The organism is Streptomyces sp. NPDC088733 (genome assembly GCF_044751185.1).
Lineage (GTDB): Bacteria > Actinomycetota > Actinomycetes > Streptomycetales > Streptomycetaceae > Actinacidiphila.
The window spans coordinates 23,600-41,823 of sequence record NZ_JBIVLH010000043.1; the positions used below are offsets into that span (position 1 = coordinate 23,600).

Sequence of the window (18,224 nt, forward strand, 5' to 3'; positions counted from 1 at the left end):
ACCGCGTGAACACCGCCGGAAGCGGTCCGCCGCGCGACGTCGCCGGCCACTCAACTCCACAGCGCTTGTCGCCGCGTTGAGTGATCGGGCAGGGGCAGGCGCAGCGACGAGCGTCCGGTGCGCCATGCGTCGAGCACATGGGTTTCGAGGTGTTCCTCCAGCAGCGCGGCGGCGCGCACCCCGAACACGATGTCAGGTGTGAGCGCGGGTTCACGTGCGACGAGGTCACCCAGGACGTCGCGCCGCATGACCTGCTCGTGGACCGCGTCCGCGTCGATGTGTTCGGCGTAGAAGTGCCGGCACGCGGCGCCCCCGCCCAAGCGGTCGATGGCCTGCACCAAGCGGCGTGCGCTGGGAGCGGTGGTGATCTCTCCTGCGGCGAAGTGGCCGACGAGCGCGCCGCGCAGGCGGCGGTGCAAGCCCAGATGCGATACCAGGTTCACGGTGGCCAGTGTGACGGCGGGCACGCTGTCCACATAGTGCCCGTAGACCGGATCGAGTCCCGCATCCCGCATCAGGTCGGCGAAGAGCTGTGCGTGCACACGTTCGGCGCGCCCTGCTCCGAACTCGTCGTACTCGACCGCGACCAGCGCGGCCTTGGCGCGACCGGCCAGTCGGGGGATCACCCAGGCCTGCGGGTCCGCCTCTTTGAGCTGATACACCGAGCGGTGGACGAAATACTCACGCAGCTGGTCCCAATCCGCACGGTCACGCAGATAATGCCCCACGCTGGTGCCGTCGACGGGTTCGACGAGCATCGTGTCCAGTTCGGCCTCGAGGTCCGCAGCGCTGCCGACTCCCCTGGTGTCGGCGCGAAGGGCGCTCTCGAAGGCCGCTTCCAGGGCCGCGCGGAACCGCAGGAGCGCCGGATCCCACTCCCAGGAGGCGTCGACGTCGGCGAGCCCCCTGTAGTGCAGCTCGTAGCACACATGCAAGGCCAGTTGAAGATCGTCGCCGTATGGATCGGTCCGTTCGCATTCTGCGTCCGGGGCGGGTAGCGGGCGCGGAGGCGGTCCGCTGGTCAGTGCGTCCGTGACGAGTGCGGAAAGCGGTCCGCGCGCTGATGGGACCGCAGGCTCACCGCTGATGCCGGAGACCGTGGTCATCTCGCGACTCCCCTCCACGCTCGGGTACGGGGGCGCATGCCCCAGCGCCGGGAGTCCATGCCGGTCACGTCTATCCGGATGCGCGGAGGGTAGTCGCCGTGCGTGAACCTTTCATCCAGCGGGAGGGAGCCCCGCATGAGCGACGAGGCTGAGCGTGCCGCCCTGTTCGACATGGACGGCACTTTGGTGGATACCAATTACCTTCACGTCGTGTCGTGGTGGGAGGCGTTCCGGCAAGCCGGATGTGTCGTGTCGATGGCTGACATCCACCACGCCATCGGCATGGGCTCCGACCATCTGCTGGACCGGCTGCTGGGAGAGACCCGCGACCGCCGGGGCGACGACGCGATCAGCGGCGCACACAAGGCCCTCTACGGCGCCTATGGTCCGGCGCTCGCTCCTCTGGACGGCGCCGCGGACCTGCTGCGCGCGGTCGCGGCCAGGGGCTTCCGGGTCGTGCTGGCCACATCGGCCGACAGCAACGAGCTCGCGGTCATGCGGGCCGCGCTCGACGCCGATGACGTCATCGCCGACGCGACCAGCAAGGACGACGTTTCCGCGAGCAAACCGGCTCCCGACCTCGTGACGCAGGCCCTGGAGCGGGCGGGTGTCCCGGCCGGCCGAGCAGTGTTCGTGGGCGACACCGTCTGGGACATCGAAGCCGCCGGTAAGGCGGGGGTGCCCTGCGTCGCGCTGCTCTCCGGCGGCATCGGACGAGCGGAACTCGAGGAGGCGGGCGCGGCCGCGGTCTACCGGAGCCCCCGGAACATGCTGGCTTCCCTCGACAGCAGTCCGCTGTGGCGCTGACCGCGCCCGACCCGAGCGCACGTTTGACCGGTGACGTCCGGGTAGTGATCCACACATGCGGCTTTTGCGCCTGCCGGGGGTCTACCGGCCTCAGGACGACACTCTCCTCCTGCGGGATGCTGTGGAGCGCGAACCGCTACCGGACTGTGCCAACGTCCTCGATCTCGGGACCGGTTCCGGCGCGCTCGCCATGACGGCGGCGGAGCGCAGAGGTACGCACGTGACGGCGGTCGACGCCGCTCTGCGCGCGGTCTGCACGACATGGTTCAACGCCAGAATCAACGGCATGCGCGTCCGGGTCCTGCGGGGCGACCTCACCAGGCCGGTCATCGGTTGCAGCTTCGACCTGATCATGGCCAACCCGCCGTACCTTCCGTCACCGCTGGCCTGCCTGCCACGACGCGGCCGCGCGCTGGCCTGGGACGCCGGCCGTGATGGCCGTGCGCTGCTCGACAGGATCTGCATCGACGCCCCCTCCCTGCTGGCCCCGGGCGGCGTCTTGCTCCTGGTGCACTCAGGGCTGTGCGGCGTCGAGGACACCCTGAGCCGGTTGCGCCGTGCCGGACTCCGTGCCGCCGTCTCCGAGCGCCGGTGCATCCCGTTCGGGCCGGTGTTGCGCCGCCGTGCCCGCTGGCTGGAGGAGCAGGGGCTGATAGCGCACGGCACGCAGAATGAGGAACTGGTGGTGATCCGTGGTGAGCACCAGGGGTGAATCCGTCCCAACTCGCGTGACGATCACCGACGATGGCCCGATCCTCATCGAAGGTCCCGTCGAGGTCGTTCTCAGTGACGGCCAGCTCCTGCGATCCGACCGCTTCCTCGTTGCCGTCTGCGCATGCCGCCGCAGCCGTACTTTTCCGTGGTGCGACACCAGCCACCGTCGACGCACACGGCGTGTGGCGGCTTCGAAGGACCGACCGTCCACCGGTTGCGCCCCGGAGACTCGCTGACCACATGATGGGCGCCATTTTTATTCCCGGTGACGACGAGGCCGGCCACACGGGTTGTGCGCGATGGTCCGACCGTCGTCGTCCCAGAGAGCATCGCGTCCGTGCTGCCGTTGATTCGGGTCCCTTCATGCCGGTCGTCCACATCGAGGCACCGCGACCATCCCTGTACCAGCCTTCCTGCTTGCCCGTGAGCGGAGACACCGACTGGATGACGCGCCATCGAACGGTAGTCGCGGGGTTCGGGGGTACACGCGGCGGGAGGGACGACATCGCTGGAACCGGGGAGGGCCGCATGAACTCTGGAAGCAAGACGCCCCCCTCGGGGCGGGGGCGCGACGAGACCCGGGAGGAGCGCGCCGACCGGCAGTGGGGCGAGCTCATCCAGGAGGTGCGCGTCGCGCAGACGGGGGTGCAGATCCTCTTCGGCTTCCTGCTGACCGTCGTGTTCACCCCGCACTATCCGCGGCTCGGGGACACGGAGAAGGCGATCTACATCGTCACGGTCGTCCTGGGAGCCTGCGCGACGGGGGCGCTGATCGGCCCGGTGTCCTTCCACCGCCTGGTGTCGGGACGGCGCATCAAGCCCGAAGCCGTCCGCTGGGCGGCACGGCTCACGTTCGCCGGGCTGGTCCTGCTGCTGGCCACCATGACCTCGGCCCTGCTGCTCGTGCTGCGGGTGGCCACCCACGACGCATTCGTGCCGTGGCTGGTGGCGGCGGTCCTGCTCTGGTACCTGCTGTGCTGGTTCGTGCTCCCGCTCTGGGCCCGGATCCGGCTCGCCGAGGACTGAGGGCGGATCTCACCAGGTACAGAAGGCTTCGCCCGTACGGCCTATCCGCACGGGGCGTGCTGGTGCCGATGGTCCGAGTGTGCATTCACCGGTCCGATGAACCAGAGCCGCACGGTGTGCCGCGGCCCCGAGGCCCAAGCCTAGAAGGCAGGCTGGCACCCGTGCGAGAGCACGCTGACGGCGGCCGTCCCCTGCTGTTGCAGGTTCTCGACGAACTGTGCTTGCGCGGCCTGCTGACCCTCCATACGCCCACCCTGGTGCGACCGCCTACTCAGCGGGATCACGACGGCCGTTCTGGGTGGTGACGGCTGTGAAACCCCTGGAGGCCGTGGTGCCGGAGCCGCTCAACGAGGTGCACGACCTGCTCGGCCAGGAGATCAGGGAAGGGGCTGGCGCCCTGGGACGTTGCCCTCTCGCTGCACCGATCGCCGGAACTCTCCTTTGAGGGGCACGCCGGCGGAGGAGTGCGGTGGCGGCAAGGTCGTACTCACCGACGAGGGTGTTTTCGAAGGCGTCGATGCCGCGCCGATGTTCCACCCCGCTGTTCACAACTGGCGGTGGGCCCTCTGACGGCATCAGCCCAGGTCCGCGTCGCGTGTCCGGCCGTTTTTCCAGCCATCTCGCCCGGCAGGGTCTGGACCTCAGCGAACCGGTTCCGGGGGCCTGGCTCGGCTCTTCCGACACCGGTGACGTCAACCATCGTGCGTCGCCATCCGCCGGGCTCGCCGGCTTCGGATCACACAGCGTAGTTTGCCTACGGCGCAGCCGGTCCGCGGGGTCGCGCGGCAATGCTCGCGGCCGGCGAGGCTCTCGCGCGCACCGCCGTTGACGTACTGCTCACGCCGGGGCTCGTCGACAGGGCGTGGGCCGTGCACGATCCGCCGGCCGAGGGATGCGTGCGTGCCTTCGGCGAGATCGGGAAGCCGCCTTTGAGGAAGCGTTCGTCTCTGCCCGAGAAGGAGATCGTGATGGGACACGGCGGCAACGTCATCGCAGAGCTCACGGCGGACCACCGCGAGGTCGAGGAGTACTTCGCTCGCCTCCAGGCCCTTCCTGTCGGCGACAAGCAGCGCCGTGACGTGCTCGACGACCTGACCATCGAGCTCGTACGGCATTCGGTCGCCGAGGAGATGTACCTGTACCCGGCGGTCCGGGAGCACGTGCCCGGGGGCGGGCCGATGGCCGACAAGGAGATCGAGGAGCACGCTGAGGTCGAAAGGGTCCTGAAGGACCTGGAGGACGTCGACGTGGACGACGCGCGGTTCGACGCCCTGGTGCTCAAGCTGATCACCGACGTCACGGAGCACGTGCGCGAGGAGGAACAGCAGCTCTTCCCCAGCCTGGCCCAGGCCTGTACCCCCGAACAGCTGACGGAACTGGGCGATCAGGTCCGTCGGGCCAAGAAGGTCGCGCCCACCAGGCCGCACCCGAGCGCACCGGACACCCCTCCGGGCAACAAGCTGCTGGCTCCCGGCGCGGGTCTCGTCGACCGGGCCAGGGACTTCGTCACCGGACGCGGCAGGTCCTGACCGACCTTGGCGGCAGGGGCCGGCCGACACCCGCCGGCCCTGCTGCATTGCGCACCCGCGATCGACATCGCGACCTGCTTACGCCGATGCCGCACGCAGCCAGACTTGTGTCCGCTTGACCGCGGCGCCACAGCTCACCGGGCGATCTTGGGCGAGCATGTCCCCACGTGACCGCGTCGGCGGCCCAGTGGGAAGAGCCGACGTCGTTGAGGGCCTGGACCGCGTCCCCGCTGACCTTGTGCCCGCCGTCCTCGTTGCCGATCGGGCATACGCTGCGACTTTGCCGTAGGCAGCGGTCCCAGATCGTCGGATTCGGATCGCCCACCGTCCAAGCGTTCCAGTACGCGCTGGGCGGCGCTGCTTGATGGCTCAGCCAGAGCGACTCCCGGTCGCAGGCCAGGCGTTCCGCTCAAGCATGTCCACTGACCCACCCCAGGACGTGTGTTGTGGTCACCCGACTCCCCGGTCACGCCCTGCTTGTACAGTGCCGGCTAGGGAGTCATAGGTGACCGGTAGAGCACGGGCATCACACAGGGGTGCGCTACGCCTCGAACGCATCCGCGGGGCGTGTCAGCGGGTCTTGTCGTCCACGGTGCGGAGCTGCTGCAGTCGGGCGATGAGCAGCTGGATGACCGGGGTCCGGTCCCGGTGTTCGCGTTCGTACCGCAGTACCTTCTGCGCGCCGTCCTGGTCGAGTGTGCCGACCCGGCCTTCGACAGAGATCCGCGGCAAGTGTTTGTAGTCGGGTATCGGAAGCTCCTGGGTCACCGGAGCGGGAGTTATGTCATCAGGCATATCCACCGAAGTCACTCCTCAGCATGTCTAGTTCGGCTTCCCGGCCAACGGGCCGCAAAACAGCCCGAGTATGCACGGGAGGTCGGCGTGCCGATCTTCCACGTGGCAGACGTCGGAGCTGCCGGTTGCCGAGGGCAGCCGTCGGCGTCCATCCAGCAGGTCCGGGGGTGGGTCCGCGCCGCCGTCCCGGTACGCGGCCCGCGAAACGCAGCCCGCCACACCACTTCGGCTGGGGCGGGTATGCATCGAGGCACGCGGGGACGTCCCCGGGCTTCTGGGAGCCTGGAACCTCCACCGCGTGACGTAGTTCGCGCACACGTTCGACTGTGGTGAGGTGAGGACCCAGCCACCCACCTTCGGTCGCCGCTGCGGGTCGCTGTCCCTCGTAGTCCAGGCCGCGTGTCGGTTCCGCAACGTCCGTCTCAACGTGTTGGTATCGAACTCCGCCTCCAGCCCCGGCCCCTCGGCGCCCGACTCCACCCCTACTGCGCGCTATGCGTAAAAGAACTCGTCGTTCTCCGAGGGTTGTACGACTCCTATTGGCGCATCCGGGACCGAGCTCACGACATGGCCGGCCGCCCGGACAGCGCCGGTTGCGTGCCCTCGGCGTGGCCTCCATTGGTGGGGGACTTCTTCCCGCATGCGTCTGCTGAGATCACCGCTCAGACTGGAAAGAGGCGGAGAGACGAGCACGTCAACGGCTGCTGCTCCATCGCACACTCCACCTGCGAGGTAGACGGCCCGCATACATGGGTGCCACTCGCCAGCCGGAGCCCCTGCTCGGCAGCCCCTGAAGGGAAAAACAATGGCTGATGTACCCAAGGCCGCTCTTGCTGCCGCGGTTCTCGGCGGCTACGTCCTGGGGCGGACGAAGAAGGGGCGGGTCGCGTTCGCGATGGCGACCTACCTGGCAGGTCGCCGTTTCGGGCTGGAGCCGCAACAGCTGCTTGTGGAAGGGGTCAAGCGGTTGCGTGAGCTTCCGCAGTTCGACGACCTCAACAAGCAGCTTCGCGGTGAGGCCCTCGAAGCCGGACGCAGGGCGGTGAGCGCGGTGGCCGACCGCAAACTCGCCGATCTGGCCGACTCCTTGCATCAGCGCACCGAACGCATAGGCAGCAGGGGCCAAGAGGAGCCGCACGACGAAGACGAAGAGCCCGAGGACGACTACGAGTACGAGGAAGAGGAGGAGGAGGAGCCGGAGGACCAAGAGCGCGACGAAGAACGGGATGAGCCTGAGGACGAGTACGAAGAAGATGAGGAAGAACCTGAGGAGGAAGAGGACGAGTACGAGGAAGAGCCGGAGGACGAGCACCAGCAGGAAGAAGAGCCCGCCCGTCGCCGTCGCCGTCCCGCCAAGGAGCCGGACGAGGAGCACGCTGCGAGTGCCCAGCGTCGTCGCGGTCGTCCTGAGAAGGCCGCCGCCCGTAAGACACCTGCCAAGAAGTCGGCCCCCGCGAAGAGGGCCCCCGCGAAGAAGGCAGCGGCGAAGAAGGCAGCGCCCGCGAAAAAGACGTCGACGGCGAGAAGGTCCTCGGCGTCGCCGAAGAGGACCACCGCAAAGACGAGCGGTGCGAAGAAGGCGACGGCGAAGAAGGCATCTCCAGGGCCGCGGAGGTAGACGCATGGTCGGGACGGCACGTGACACCGAAAATGGGCAGGGCTCGGGACTGGACCAGCTACGCGGAGCGCTCAAGGAGTTCGTGGGAGCCCAGGCGGAAAACCTTGCGGGCAAAGCCGGCGGCAAGCTGGGCGACCTCACCGACGGACTCTCGGGGGTAGCGGAGAACGGTGGCGTGCTCTCAAAGGCCGGTTTTCGGATGCTCCAGGGGGACTCACCGGTCAAGGCTCTGGTCGGCGAGAAGGCGAAAAGTGTGAAGGAAAGTGTGGTCGGCAAGGTCAAGGAGACGTTCGGTGGCGGAGGCGGCGGGAAGGGACGTAAGTCCGGCACCACCAAGGTCATGAACATCATCGAAGTGCAGGACGTGGGCATACCTATCCGTGACGCCTACGACCACTGGACCCAGTACGAGAAGTTCAGCAGCTTCACCAAGGGCGTGCGCAGCGTCTCGAAGGGTAAGGACGCCGACAGCGACTGGAAGGTCAAAGTCGGTCCCTCAACGCGTGGTTGGAAGGCTACAGTCCAGGAGCAGATACCGGACGAACGTATCGTGTGGACCTCGGAGGGAGCCAAGGGCACCACCCGTGGCTGCGTCAGCTTCCATGAAATGACACCCAATCTCACCCGCATCGTACTGGTCGTCGAGTACTACCCTTCCGGCTTCTTCGAGAAGACCGCCAACATCTGGCGTGCTCAAGGGCGGCGGCTGAGGCTGGATTTCAAGCACTTCCAACGCTACGTCACCTTGACCGACGAGGAGCCGGAAGCCTGGCGGGGTGAAATCCGTGACGGTGAAATCGTCCGCACACACGAGGAAGCCGTCGAGGAGGAGCAGCAGCAGGACGCAGGCGCCGACGAAGGCGCCGACGTCTACGCCGATGATCAGGACATGGAATATGAGGAGGGAGATGAAGGCGAGAGTGAGTACTACGACGGAGACGAAGACGAGGGGGAGGAAGACGACAACGAACTGCAAGAAGGTGAATACGAAGACGAGGAATACGAAGACGACGAGGAAAAGCGGGACGATCGATGATCGTCGGTGCGAATCGCCACGATGAAATAGTAGGTGAGGCCTTACGCGTCAGGGACGTCGGTCGTGTTGGACGATCGCGGCGCTGAGGGCGGTGGCGTACCAGCACCAAGCTGCATACGGCAGGAGGGCGGCAGTACCTCGCCGATCGCTGCGGGATACGGTGCGGATGACGTGGAGGTTGCTGACGTCCAACAGCAGGTTGCTGGCCAAGCCAGCGCGTGGGCTGCGGGCTGCGAAAAAGCTCCAGCTCCAGGCTGCGTTCAAAGTCAGGTTCACCGTCAGCGCGACTACCAAGTTCCTGCGCTCTGGCTCGCTCGCCCGGTTCCAGGTCCGTCCCGCCGACCATGCGATGGTCGCGTACAGCGGCGTCCAGACTGTCGGAAACACCCATGACGGCGGTTGCCACGGCGGTTTCGGTAGTTCCCGGTACCAGGCACTGTTCGTGTCAACGGCTGCAGCACCTGTTGCTGCTGCGGCGGCTACAGCGATTGCTGCACCAACGTAGGGCCTCCAGTTCAGCTCTGTGCCGAAACCCGGCATGAGTCGCGAATAACCCCCGCGTTCACTGATGAGCCTCATAGGCATAGACCTTCTTCGTTAACCCGTTATGGCAGATGGCTGTGCGAATTCTGACAGGGAGTAAGGCGTAAGGCCTGGCAGGCGCCGCACAGTAGTCAAGCGATCAAATAATTACGTCTTCGCCACTCGGCCTCAATTGTGCCTCGACGGGGGCCGTTTTGTACCCAACCTCTGCCTCGCTGTTGCCGAGCGCCGAAGCATTTCCCCCTGGTGGCCTGGTTGGTCACATGCCGAAGGAGTCAGTCCTAGTCTTTCCCGTGTCCGTCCGGCGGGGATGCGATGGCAACGGCTCTCGCTGTGTCCCCAGAGGATCGTTCTGTCGATGCGGACGCGGCGACCCCCGGCTCTGCATCTGGTCGGAACCACTGCCCCTCGCCGGGCCTGGAAGTGGCCTCGCTTCCGCGGGTGAGTGATCCCTCGGAGCGGAGTCTCCCGTAGAAGAGAACGGGCGCATGGTCCCGGGTCTCCACGCTGGGCCCGCCCGTCATTATCCGTTGGAGGTCACCCGTAAGGAGGCCCACCGGTTGCGCCTCCCGCCGGGACCGGCCACCGTGGTGTTTGTTGCTTGAGGGCTTCGTTCATCCCCCGGCGGAGTCCTCTGCCCATGAGCCGGCCCCCGCCACGGTGGTGTGGTGGGGGCCGAGCCGTGCGCCACGCAGGTACAGGTCTCGCGCCAAAGCCGCCAACCGCGGCGCTGGTTTCTGCGCAGGGACAGCCAAAGTTCGAAGTGGTCGAATGTGGTGGCAGCAGAAGTCGGGACGCCGAGGGGCGATGGCAACCGGCCCTCTTAAGAAATTTCCGGCCCCCTGGGGTTGTGCGATGCTCCTCCGATTACCCTGCTTTCGGCGCCAGGCACGGGGTACGGCCCATGCCACTCACAGATCAGGACGGTGGCATCGTCCTGGAGGCGCCCGCGGTGGTGATTGAGGACGGCGTGCATCAGACGGCGCAGCGTTTCGGGAACTGGCAGGTCCTCGGCCTGCTGGCGGATGATGAACTCGGTGAACCGGTCCAGCCCGAATTCCTGGCCTTTCGCGTCCCGCGCCTCGGTGACGCCGTCGGTGTACAGCAGCAGGCGGTCACCGGGTTGTAGATGCGCATGGCACAGGTTCACGGGAAGGCCGAGACCAGTGCCCATCGGGTGGGAGGGGGAGCAGACGCACATGGTGACCGAACGGTTGCCGCGGATCAGCACCGGTGGGGGGTGGCCGCGATTGACCCACGTCAGGCGGCCAGTGGACAGACTCAGGTCGGCCAGCACACCCGTGGCATAGCGGGTATGCGCGAATTGCTCGATCAGCACCTGATCGATGCCCTCGCTCATCGCCACCAGGCCGGCGTCGTGACGACGCTGATTTCGGCAGGCAGCCATCGCCAGGTTCGCCGTCAGTCCAGCTGCGGTGTCGTGGCCCATGGCGTCGAACACCGCCAGGTGCAGTACGTCACCGGCCAGTGCGTAGTCGAACGCATCACCGCCGACACGGTAGGCGGGCTCCATCTCGGCACAGACCACGATCTGGCCGTTGGCGAAAGTCCGGGGCGGCATCAGCGCCCATTGCATCTCCGCGACGATGTTCATCGGTTCGCTGCGGACCAGACGGGCGTGGGAGTCGCTGAAGGACCGTTTGCTCACGAGGTGCAGGCCGACCAGCGAGGCAAGGTGGCGGGCCGCTTCGAGCGCCTCGGCATCGGGGACATCCACCCGCAGGACACCCAGGCGCTGGGTACCGTCGAGGACGGGAACCCAGTGCCGCTGCAGCCCCGCCACAGATCCAGGCTCCGCCATGGTCCGTGTGAGGCGAAACGCCCGCCCTGGCAAGGTGGTCTCGATGGACAATTCATCACCATCCTGCCCGGCATTGACCCCCCGCCCGGTCAGTTCCCGCAGCATTTGCTGTCGCAGATCCGCCACATAGACGCGGACGTCCTGGAGACCGGCAACGGCCGCGTGCTCGGCCACCAAGCCCGGGAGCTGTTCCATGCTGGCCAGGTGACCGGCGCCCAGCAGCCCGCTCAGCATCCCCAGTAGGTCTTCCGTTCTCACCACGAAACCTTTCGCCACCTTGTCTCAGCGGCCGGGCGTGAGGTGCTCTGATCCACGGTGCGTCGAATCCGGCAGTGCGCAGCACGTCGGCCTCGGTCGTTCCACGAATCGTGTTGATGCTGCAGGCCTTCTGCCACGCGAAGGTCATCGGCGGCGGCGGCGCGGAGGCGACTTTCCGCGGAGGCTTTCCTGCCATACCAGGAAGGTCGCCTGAGCATCCAGGCATCTACCAGTAGTGCCGTCGTCCGCCAATGGCGTGGCCCAAGGCTCCCATGACCCACAGCACGAGGCCGATGACCACCAGGATGATGCCGATGGTCCACAGAATCGAGATTCCGGTGAGGAATCCGATGATCAGCAGAATGATGCCCAGGATGAGCATGGTGCCCTCCGTATGCCGGCGTTGAATGGGCGGTGGTGCGCCTGTGCCGTGCGTGCCTGACCGCTGGTTCCGCTCATCGGCTACTTGTCGAGAGCGCGCTCGAGTTCGGCCTTGTTCATGTGGGACCGGCCGTCGATGTTCCGGCGCTTGGCCTCCGCATACAGCTGGTCGCGGGTCGGTCCCTGTGATCCCTTGCCCGACCGTTGCCCGCCGCGGTGCCCAGAGGGCACGTCCTCGGTTGAACTGCGGCTGGCGGTCGAGGACTCGCCGGCCCGGGCGCGTTCCTTGTTGACCGTGCGCGCGGCGATTTCCTCGGCACGCTTCTCGCTCTCGCCGCGCTCCTTCGCACTCTCCTTGATGTGCTCGTACTGCCGTTCGCGCTTGCGGTTCGACCCTGCTGGCATCTCTTCACTCCACTTTGTGCGGTATGTCCATCGAGAAGCGACTACCCCTGCGGTGCATCCTCACCCGCATTCCGTCCTGGAGCAGGCCCAGCGTCTGGTCGTCCTCGGCTTTGGCTGCGGGTTTCCCGGGTGCAGGCCCTACAAGTGGTGGCTTTGGGGGCTCGCTCCCCTCGCTGCTCCACCCGGGCGGCACTTTGCTGGGCGGATAACGTGACCCGATTTGTTGGTCAAAGGTCAAGGCCGCCCGAGACCCTTCAACGCGCGGCCCCGCAGCGCACCAGGCCGTACGTGCACTTACGCTCCTGTGCAGCACGCTTCACCAGACGATTACGGGAGCGTTGGTCATGCCCAAAGCCCGGCTCAAGTGCCGTACGCCCGCCTCGGCCGCCGCCGTCGTCATCGCCGGCACCGGGCCCGGGGACGCGCAGCACCGCGTGCGCCAGGACGGCCGCCACGTCGTGATTGCCTACGCCAATGCCGGCTGGCCGTTCGACGTTGCTGAATGGGCGGCGCTGGAAGGGCACGCCAGCGACAAGGCCGCGGCCCGCATGATGGTCAAACTGCGGGACTAAACGCCGCAGCAGCCGGCTTGCGGCGAGTCAGGGTGCGTCCGGTTGGGCCAGCGCTCAGTCTTGATGTGCAGCCCCGTTCGTATATGAGTCGCGCACGCCTATCGGGCGGGGCTGCTCGGGCGTGAGCCCTCGCCATGCATGGCTGCGGCGGGGTTGCTACTGCCAGACGGCCGGGCCCTCGTCGCGCCAGTCGATGAGCTCGGGGTCGGTGATGTCGACTGTGTCGGGGTCGAGACCGGCGCGACGCAGGAACTCCAGCAGATCGTCCGCGTTGAAGGCGACGCCGAGGATCTCTTCCTCCGTCCGAACCTGCCGGCCGCCGCTCGGTGACACGGGCATCACGATCACGCGGTGGTCCATTCGCTCAGGATGACCCTGGGCGAATGGCGGCGCATCCTGGAATTGCGGCCCTGCCTGCGCATCGGCAGCTTCGGCGCCTTCGGGGCAGGGCCGCCCGGAGAGAGGTCCGGCGCCGCCCTGGCTAGGCCGCGTCGGATACTCCACGTCACCCATTGAGCGCCCTCCGCGTGCGCCTGTAATCGAGACCGGGCAGGCTCGGGGGTGCGAGCCCGAGGGCCACGGTCCGGAACCCGCCAGGCACTCGCGCCATTGGGATCGGCCCCCCGCTGCGGCGAAGCGACGGGGGGCCGAGGTCGTTGCACCTACGGTTTGGGCGCCGGCAGATCATTTACGGGACGTTCGTGGTCCCGACTGCGGCCGTGCAGGGGCGCGGCTCCGGGAGAGAGCGGTTGGTGCCGATTGCGCCTTGACGGTTCGAGACAAGAAGATGGACGGTACTCGCTGTACTGCAACAGGTATGCCCTCGCGCAGTGTTCGAAGGCTGAAGCTCGTCGTCCTTGCCGGCGCCATCGGGCACTGGACCGGACTGCCCTCACCACCTCCCACAGCGTCCCCGCCCGGGCGATTTGCCCACCTTGTTTTCCATCAACAACGCAACGCGTGCGGGGAACCGCTTCCGCCCGTCAAAAATGGGGACGCTTTCCGACTGGGAGACCGCGATCGGTCTGTCGCAGTTCCACGTACAGATCGAGGAACACGGCAAGGTGCCCACCCGGCCAGCGCCGTCATACAGCACGGGGCCGCCACTAACCAGGCAGGCCGCCCCGGGTCATAAGCCATGGCCGGGCCCCGAAACGTGGATTCTTCGCTGTCAGATCGGCACCTTGTGGGCTCTGCCCGCCCGTTCGTACCAGCCGCGATGGCGGCGGCGGCCGCGGTGGGTCACGGTGGGGGAACACCGGCGGGCGCCGCTGTGTGAGCGCTATCCAAGGAGCCGGGAGCATGTCCGAACGCCATACGGTCTTGCGGAGCTTGCACGATGTGGGGCTGGCCGCGTGGTTCGGCGGCTCCCTGATGGGCGCGGTCGGTCTGAACGGCGCCGCCCGGGCTGAAGGCAGTGGCGAGCGGGAGACCGCGCGGATCGCGGCCTGCGGCTGGGAGAGGTGGAGCCCGGTCAACGCTGCCGCGATCGGCTGCCACCTGGTCGGCGCCGGCGGCCTGCTCGCGGTGAACGCGCCCCGGGTCGCCGTCCAGCAGGGCGTGGCGACCTCCACCCTGGTCAAGACGGTGCTCACTGGGGCCGCGCTGGCCGCTACCGCATACAGCGGCGTACTCGGAAGGAAGATCAAGCTCGCCTCCTCCGACCGTCCGGAAGACGCGCAGAAGGCGACCGAGCACCCCGTCGACATCACCACCGCGCAGCGACATCTCGCCTGCCTGCAATGGCTGGTGCCCGCGCTGACCGGCGGACTCGTCATCGTCAACGCCCTACACGGAGAACAGCAACGCCCCGTCCAGCAGGTCCACGGCGTGTGGCAGCGAGCCCGCTCCCTCGCCCAGCACACCACCGCACTCCCCACCCACGCGCCAGCCGTCCCCAGCTGGCACATGACGCACTGACCCCAGCACATGCACCCCGGATCGCTCCCCGCGGCCGGCTCCGGCCCTGTTCACGCGTAGTGCTCGCATCGCGGGGCAGACGCGCAGTCAGGAGGTCGACGACATGGTTCCTTTGATTCTTGTTCTGCTGCTCGCCCTAGTCCTGTTCGGCGCGGGCTTCGCCCTCAAGGCGCTGTGGTGGATCGCCATCATCGTGCTGGTGGTGTGGGCCCTCGGGTTCGTCTTCCGAGCCGCCGAAGGCGGCGGACGCCGCCGCTGGTACCGATGGTGACCTGACACCACCCCAGATCAAGGGCGGGGTTCGTGCCGCCGACCGGGCCGCGAGCCCCACCCCTTGCACTGTTCGGCCACGGCCCGGGGTAGGCGAGCAGCAAGCGGCTTGCTGGCACCGCGCTCCCGGGAACCGGCGGACCTCCCCGGCGAGCCGCCCCGTCACACGCGGCCGGCAACAAGAGAATCGCCCGCCCGGCACGTTTGCAGCGTTGTCCGGCGGTCAGACGCACAACAATCCCTCGACGTCAACGGCAGAAAGGTGCACCGTATGACTGCCAACGAGAAGGCCAAGGCGAAGACCGAGCAGGCTGTGGGCAAGGCAAAGGCGGCCGCGGGCAAGGCCGTGGGCAACGAGCGCTTGACTGCCAAGGGCCGCGCCGAGCAGGCCAAGGCCGACGCCCGCGAGGCCAAGGAGAAGCTCAAGGACGTCGGACAGGACATCACCCGGCCCTGAACCAGCAGCACGAGCCACATTGCGTGTGGGGCCGCCCCTAGGGGCGGCCCCACACGCACGTCTGCGGCACTGATCACGAAAGTGTCGGGCTGAACCGGTCGGCCCGTCCTACGTTGGAATGCGTCCGTCCGGCCGGTGCAGAACACGTTGCCGCGTGCGCCACCGGCCGGACAGACACCTGACAGGACGCCGTGCGGCGCCTGGTGGTTTGGACGTTGGCCAGATCGTCCCCGACGCCGTAGTGGAAGGTCCGCTGGACCACAGGAAGGGTGTACTGCGCCAGTTCCTTGCGCTCGATGAGACGGCACGGCACAGCTCGTGCAGGTCTGGCGGTACGCCGTAAACGTGACGTGGCCGACGGTTCGTCGTTGAACCCATGAGACGCACATCGCCTCCAGCACGGGGCCCCGGCCACCAGTGGCCGGGGCCCCGTGCTGTTCGTAGGCGTCATCCGACGGCCGCGCCCTGGGAGGGGCCTCCACAGGTAGGCGCCGCCGGGACGGCCAGGAGCGGTCGCGGCCTGCTCTGGTCGGCACGGCTCTGCCTGAACCGCCCCGTCTCAGCAGGCGGCATCACCATGCGTCAGATACGGTGACCGAGCGTGCATGCCGTCGTGTATGCGTCTGGCATGTGCCAAATGCGGCCTACGGCCGGCCTTTACTCTGAGAGAGGAACACCAGTGAACGCTCGAATCGGGATGCGCTGCGGCAAGGCGCTTGCGGTCATAGCCCTGGCCGCGACAGCGGCGTCGACGATCTCGGGATCGTCGACTGCTGTCGCGGACGAAAAAGGTCTCTTCTCGGACCACTGGGGGGTGATCACCCGCAACACGATCGGCTCCCCCGTTGCGATACTGCGGAGCGGGCCGTTCGGCTCCTTCGGCGTGCAGGGGCCTGCGTCCCAGCCGCCCTACGGCACCGGCAGCCTGGGTATCGCGGTCGCGAACAATTCCACCACGCTCACTCCTCCGAGTGAGAAGGTTGACTTCGGCAACGAGCGCGACTTCTATGGCAACCCGGTGCTCGGCTTGACCAGGGTCGGCTTCCACGTCTTCCAGACCGGCGAGAACGTCGGCTACGGCGGCCCGAGCAACATGCCGAACATCAGGTTCGAGATCGACCCGAACATGACCGCCGGCGACAACTACTCCACCATGGTGTGGACCCCGCCCCCATTGCCGGTGGTCGACCGCTGGAGCCCCTACCTCGACGCCACCACCACCGGCACCTGGTTCCTCACCGGCAACGAGACCTCCTGCACCCAGACCACCCCGTGCACGTTCGCGCAGCTCAAGGCGTCCTTCACCGGAGGCGTGGGGCAACCGACCATCCTCACCGTCGCGGTCGGCAAGGGGCGCGACCACATGTGGATCGGCGCCGTCGACGGCCTCCGCATCAACCGCAACGTCTACGACTTCGAAGCAGACGGCGTCAAAACCCGCCTCCAGCCCTTCTGACAGGACCAGGCCAGCAGGGCAATCACATGCATCACCATGTGGCGTGCGTCCACGGCCGGCTGATGCGGGCACTTTCCGGTGCCGGGCCCATCCCTGGGCCTGGCACCCATAGAGAGGTGACCGCTGCCGTCACGGGGATCGTCAGCTCAGAGTGGCGGATGGCTCATGCGTGTGATGGTGACGATCACGGTGAGAGCCTTTGCAGGCAAGCCGTGGGTAGCCAGCAGCGTGAGCAGGGAAGCCGTGGTCCGGTCGTGAACGGTGCGGGCTACATCCAGAGCTCGCAGGCCTTCGGTCATGACGCAACGCACCTCCACTATCCAGCCCGAGCCTTCCTCGCCGGACGTGACCCGGATGCCGGAGCGCGGTGAAGCGAGACCGTCGCCTCTCACGCCTGGGACCTGCCGTGAGGCAGCTTGAGCCAGTCGGCTGGCGAGGGTGGGCTGCAGAGCGACCACCCCGGGGACCGCGAGCGTGGTCTCGGCGGCGACCTGCCGGATGTCAGCGATGGTGCAGGCGGTCATCGGGTGCCGTCCTGCCCGCCGCCGCCCTGAGAGACCGAATGATGCTCCCGGGCTGCCTGCTCTACGTCGATCACGGTGACGTCCACGGCGGTCACCCTCAGTCCCAAGGCATGGTCGGCTGCGGCGTTGACCGCGTGCCGTACCAGCGCAGCGGTTTCCTGCAGCGGCCGGCCCAGAACAGCAGCCAGGGTGATGCTCACCGACACGCCCGCCGACTGGTCGGCTGGAATGATGCGGCAGCTCGCTGTGGTGACGCCGGGTATCGAGTCAGCTGCGCGCCGCAAAACGGCGGCTGCCGTATGTTCGGCGATCTGGAGACTGCGCGTGACATCGTCCAACGGCACCATGGGCCCCAGGCGCACCTCGTTCCGGATGATGTCCATGACGCGGGAGATCAGCTGCTGCGAGCTGGGTGGTTCTTGCTCCCGCAGGGCTGTTGTCGCCGTGTTCAAAGCGGCCAGGCCCTCCGTGGCTTCGCGGCAATAAGGGCAGGTGGACAGGTGGTTGTCGGCGGCCGGGGTGGCGTCCCGCGCCTGTTCCCACGCGTGGCTGAGGGTGCGCCCGCAGGTGAGCAGTTCGTCACCGGTGAACCGGCGGACCTCTTCGAGGCTGTCGCCGTCTAGGGACGCCGATCGGCTTCCGGAGTGCGGGGGCCGGGGTGGACGGTCGTCTAGCGCCATGTGCCCAGTGCCTCCTTCAGGGTTCGCCGTGCTCGGAAGAGCCGCCCGCGGACCGTCTGCTCGGTCGTGCCGGTCACGTGGGCAATCTGTGCGTAGCGCAGTCCGTGGAGTTCACGCAGGATCCAGCAGATCCGCTGCTGCGGTTCCAGAGCACTGAGGGCGCCGGCAAGGGCATCGGACAAGGCGTCGTGTTCGGCTGCCCGTGCTGGGTGTCGGCGACGGCTGAAAAGTGGACCGGTAGCGACGCTTGAAAGTTGACCCCCTTCAGGGGTCTGGCTCGTTGAGTCAGGCCGGGAGGAGTGGTG

22 protein-coding genes are annotated in these 18,224 nt (G+C 67.4%); 12 read left to right on the plus strand and 10 right to left on the minus strand.

Going from position 1 to position 18,224, the window contains the following annotated elements; translation table 11 throughout:
- Nucleotides 1–50 precede the first annotated feature (50 nt).
- Nucleotides 51–1,106, minus strand: coding sequence for an iron-containing redox enzyme family protein (locus ACIP64_RS40050; protein ID WP_401597413.1), 1,056 nt, complete (start codon nt 1,104–1,106; stop codon nt 51–53).
- A gap of 135 nt (nt 1,107–1,241) precedes the next feature.
- On the opposite strand from ACIP64_RS40050, the gene ACIP64_RS40055 reads away from it, so the two are divergent.
- The 5 genes from ACIP64_RS40055 (at nt 1,242) to ACIP64_RS40075 (ending at nt 5,182) form a co-directional block, all read left to right on the plus strand.
- Nucleotides 1,242–1,913 carry an HAD family hydrolase gene (locus tag ACIP64_RS40055; protein WP_401597416.1) on the plus strand — a complete coding sequence of 224 codons (672 nt, stop codon included), beginning with the start codon at nt 1,242–1,244 and terminating at the stop codon, nt 1,911–1,913.
- Nucleotides 1,914–1,968: 55 nt separating this feature from the next.
- Nucleotides 1,969–2,625 carry a HemK2/MTQ2 family protein methyltransferase gene (locus tag ACIP64_RS40060; protein WP_401597419.1) on the plus strand — a complete coding sequence of 219 codons (657 nt, stop codon included), beginning with the start codon at nt 1,969–1,971 and terminating at the stop codon, nt 2,623–2,625.
- A 16-nt stretch (nt 2,626–2,641) separates the two neighbouring features.
- Nucleotides 2,642–2,863: a CDGSH iron-sulfur domain-containing protein gene (locus ACIP64_RS40065; protein WP_401597421.1), complete on the plus strand. Its 222-nt coding sequence runs from the start codon at nt 2,642–2,644 to the stop codon at nt 2,861–2,863.
- Between the two features lie 292 nt (nt 2,864–3,155).
- Entirely contained in the window at nt 3,156–3,653 is a 498-nt protein-coding gene (locus ACIP64_RS40070) for a DUF6328 family protein (protein ID WP_401597424.1), read from the plus strand.
- 968 nt (nt 3,654–4,621) lie between these two features.
- Nucleotides 4,622–5,182, plus strand: coding sequence for a hemerythrin domain-containing protein (locus ACIP64_RS40075; RefSeq protein ID WP_401597427.1), 561 nt, complete (start codon nt 4,622–4,624; stop codon nt 5,180–5,182).
- Nucleotides 5,183–5,752: 570 nt separating this feature from the next.
- Here ACIP64_RS40075 and ACIP64_RS40080 read toward each other — a convergent pair.
- Entirely contained in the window at nt 5,753–5,977 is a 225-nt protein-coding gene (locus ACIP64_RS40080) for a hypothetical protein (protein ID WP_401597429.1), read from the minus strand.
- Between the two features lie 805 nt (nt 5,978–6,782).
- On the opposite strand from ACIP64_RS40080, the gene ACIP64_RS40085 reads away from it, so the two are divergent.
- Complete coding sequence (locus ACIP64_RS40085; RefSeq protein ID WP_401597431.1) at nt 6,783–7,595, plus strand: histone protein; 813 nt, start codon at nt 6,783–6,785, stop codon at nt 7,593–7,595.
- 4 nt (nt 7,596–7,599) lie between these two features.
- Nucleotides 7,600–8,631, plus strand: a complete 1,032-nt coding sequence (locus ACIP64_RS40090) for an SRPBCC family protein (RefSeq protein ID WP_401597433.1) — start codon at nt 7,600–7,602, stop codon at nt 8,629–8,631.
- 48 nt (nt 8,632–8,679) lie between these two features.
- Here the strand turns inward: ACIP64_RS40090 and ACIP64_RS40095 are convergent, their stop codons facing one another.
- The 4 genes from ACIP64_RS40095 to ACIP64_RS40110 all read right to left on the minus strand — a co-directional run bounded on the left by ACIP64_RS40095 (nt 8,680) and on the right by ACIP64_RS40110 (nt 12,040).
- Complete coding sequence (locus ACIP64_RS40095) at nt 8,680–9,216, minus strand: TspO/MBR family protein (RefSeq protein WP_401597435.1); 537 nt, start codon at nt 9,214–9,216, stop codon at nt 8,680–8,682.
- Between the two features lie 781 nt (nt 9,217–9,997).
- Nucleotides 9,998–11,230, minus strand: a complete 1,233-nt coding sequence (locus tag ACIP64_RS40100) for a PP2C family protein-serine/threonine phosphatase (protein WP_401597467.1) — start codon at nt 11,228–11,230, stop codon at nt 9,998–10,000.
- Nucleotides 11,231–11,480: 250 nt separating this feature from the next.
- On the minus strand, nt 11,481–11,636 hold the full coding sequence (locus ACIP64_RS40105) for a DUF6131 family protein (RefSeq protein ID WP_401597438.1): 156 nt from the start codon (nt 11,634–11,636) through the stop codon (nt 11,481–11,483).
- 80 nt (nt 11,637–11,716) lie between these two features.
- Nucleotides 11,717–12,040: a plasmid stabilization protein gene (locus ACIP64_RS40110; protein WP_401597440.1), complete on the minus strand. Its 324-nt coding sequence runs from the start codon at nt 12,038–12,040 to the stop codon at nt 11,717–11,719.
- A gap of 344 nt (nt 12,041–12,384) precedes the next feature.
- On the opposite strand from ACIP64_RS40110, the gene ACIP64_RS40115 reads away from it, so the two are divergent.
- Entirely contained in the window at nt 12,385–12,612 is a 228-nt protein-coding gene (locus tag ACIP64_RS40115; RefSeq protein WP_401597443.1) for a hypothetical protein, read from the plus strand.
- Nucleotides 12,613–12,768: 156 nt separating this feature from the next.
- Here the strand turns inward: ACIP64_RS40115 and ACIP64_RS40120 are convergent, their stop codons facing one another.
- Nucleotides 12,769–12,972, minus strand: a complete 204-nt coding sequence (locus ACIP64_RS40120) for a hypothetical protein (protein WP_401597446.1) — start codon at nt 12,970–12,972, stop codon at nt 12,769–12,771.
- 942 nt (nt 12,973–13,914) lie between these two features.
- On the opposite strand from ACIP64_RS40120, the gene ACIP64_RS40125 reads away from it, so the two are divergent.
- The 4 genes from ACIP64_RS40125 to ACIP64_RS40140 all read left to right on the plus strand — a co-directional run bounded on the left by ACIP64_RS40125 (nt 13,915) and on the right by ACIP64_RS40140 (nt 16,715).
- Nucleotides 13,915–14,532: a hypothetical protein gene (locus ACIP64_RS40125; RefSeq protein ID WP_401597449.1), complete on the plus strand. Its 618-nt coding sequence runs from the start codon at nt 13,915–13,917 to the stop codon at nt 14,530–14,532.
- 103 nt (nt 14,533–14,635) lie between these two features.
- Nucleotides 14,636–14,803, plus strand: a complete 168-nt coding sequence (locus ACIP64_RS40130; protein WP_401597451.1) for a hydrophobic protein — start codon at nt 14,636–14,638, stop codon at nt 14,801–14,803.
- 270 nt (nt 14,804–15,073) lie between these two features.
- Nucleotides 15,074–15,259, plus strand: a complete 186-nt coding sequence (locus ACIP64_RS40135) for a CsbD family protein (RefSeq protein WP_401597454.1) — start codon at nt 15,074–15,076, stop codon at nt 15,257–15,259.
- Between the two features lie 679 nt (nt 15,260–15,938).
- Complete coding sequence (locus tag ACIP64_RS40140; RefSeq protein WP_401597457.1) at nt 15,939–16,715, plus strand: hypothetical protein; 777 nt, start codon at nt 15,939–15,941, stop codon at nt 16,713–16,715.
- A gap of 146 nt (nt 16,716–16,861) precedes the next feature.
- On the opposite strand, the gene ACIP64_RS40145 is transcribed toward ACIP64_RS40140, so the two are convergent.
- The 3 genes from ACIP64_RS40145 to ACIP64_RS40155 all read right to left on the minus strand — a co-directional run.
- Nucleotides 16,862–17,239, minus strand: a complete 378-nt coding sequence (locus tag ACIP64_RS40145) for a hypothetical protein (protein WP_401597460.1) — start codon at nt 17,237–17,239, stop codon at nt 16,862–16,864.
- Nucleotides 17,236–17,919, minus strand: coding sequence for an Asp23/Gls24 family envelope stress response protein (locus tag ACIP64_RS40150; RefSeq protein ID WP_401597463.1), 684 nt, complete (start codon nt 17,917–17,919; stop codon nt 17,236–17,238). Before ACIP64_RS40150 ends, ACIP64_RS40145 begins: the two co-directional genes overlap by 4 nt.
- Nucleotides 17,910–18,224, minus strand: a 315-nt coding sequence (locus ACIP64_RS40155) for an RNA polymerase sigma factor (RefSeq protein WP_401597465.1), incomplete at its 5' end; no start/stop codon positions are given. The genes ACIP64_RS40150 and ACIP64_RS40155, both read right to left, overlap by 10 nt.

Coding starts and splice junctions, on each gene's coding strand:
- ACIP64_RS40050 (WP_401597413.1), bottom strand. CDS start 1,106: ATGACCACGGTCTCCGGCATCAGCGGTGAGCCTGCGGTCCCATCAGCG.
- ACIP64_RS40055 (WP_401597416.1), top strand. CDS start 1,242: ATGAGCGACGAGGCTGAGCGTGCCGCCCTGTTCGACATGGACGGCACT.
- ACIP64_RS40060 (WP_401597419.1), top strand. CDS start 1,969: ATGCGGCTTTTGCGCCTGCCGGGGGTCTACCGGCCTCAGGACGACACT.
- ACIP64_RS40070 (WP_401597424.1), top strand. CDS start 3,156: ATGAACTCTGGAAGCAAGACGCCCCCCTCGGGGCGGGGGCGCGACGAG.
- ACIP64_RS40075 (WP_401597427.1), top strand. CDS start 4,622: ATGGGACACGGCGGCAACGTCATCGCAGAGCTCACGGCGGACCACCGC.
- ACIP64_RS40080 (WP_401597429.1), bottom strand. CDS start 5,977: ATGCCTGATGACATAACTCCCGCTCCGGTGACCCAGGAGCTTCCGATA.
- ACIP64_RS40085 (WP_401597431.1), top strand. CDS start 6,783: ATGGCTGATGTACCCAAGGCCGCTCTTGCTGCCGCGGTTCTCGGCGGC.
- ACIP64_RS40090 (WP_401597433.1), top strand. CDS start 7,600: ATGGTCGGGACGGCACGTGACACCGAAAATGGGCAGGGCTCGGGACTG.
- ACIP64_RS40095 (WP_401597435.1), bottom strand. CDS start 9,216: ATGCCTATGAGGCTCATCAGTGAACGCGGGGGTTATTCGCGACTCATG.
- ACIP64_RS40100 (WP_401597467.1), bottom strand. CDS start 11,230: ATGCTGAGCGGGCTGCTGGGCGCCGGTCACCTGGCCAGCATGGAACAG.
- ACIP64_RS40105 (WP_401597438.1), bottom strand. CDS start 11,636: ATGCTCATCCTGGGCATCATTCTGCTGATCATCGGATTCCTCACCGGA.
- ACIP64_RS40110 (WP_401597440.1), bottom strand. CDS start 12,040: ATGCCAGCAGGGTCGAACCGCAAGCGCGAACGGCAGTACGAGCACATC.
- ACIP64_RS40115 (WP_401597443.1), top strand. CDS start 12,385: ATGCCCAAAGCCCGGCTCAAGTGCCGTACGCCCGCCTCGGCCGCCGCC.
- ACIP64_RS40120 (WP_401597446.1), bottom strand. CDS start 12,972: ATGGACCACCGCGTGATCGTGATGCCCGTGTCACCGAGCGGCGGCCGG.
- ACIP64_RS40125 (WP_401597449.1), top strand. CDS start 13,915: ATGTCCGAACGCCATACGGTCTTGCGGAGCTTGCACGATGTGGGGCTG.
- ACIP64_RS40130 (WP_401597451.1), top strand. CDS start 14,636: ATGGTTCCTTTGATTCTTGTTCTGCTGCTCGCCCTAGTCCTGTTCGGC.
- ACIP64_RS40135 (WP_401597454.1), top strand. CDS start 15,074: ATGACTGCCAACGAGAAGGCCAAGGCGAAGACCGAGCAGGCTGTGGGC.
- ACIP64_RS40145 (WP_401597460.1), bottom strand. CDS start 17,239: ATGACCGCCTGCACCATCGCTGACATCCGGCAGGTCGCCGCCGAGACC.
- ACIP64_RS40150 (WP_401597463.1), bottom strand. CDS start 17,919: ATGGCGCTAGACGACCGTCCACCCCGGCCCCCGCACTCCGGAAGCCGA.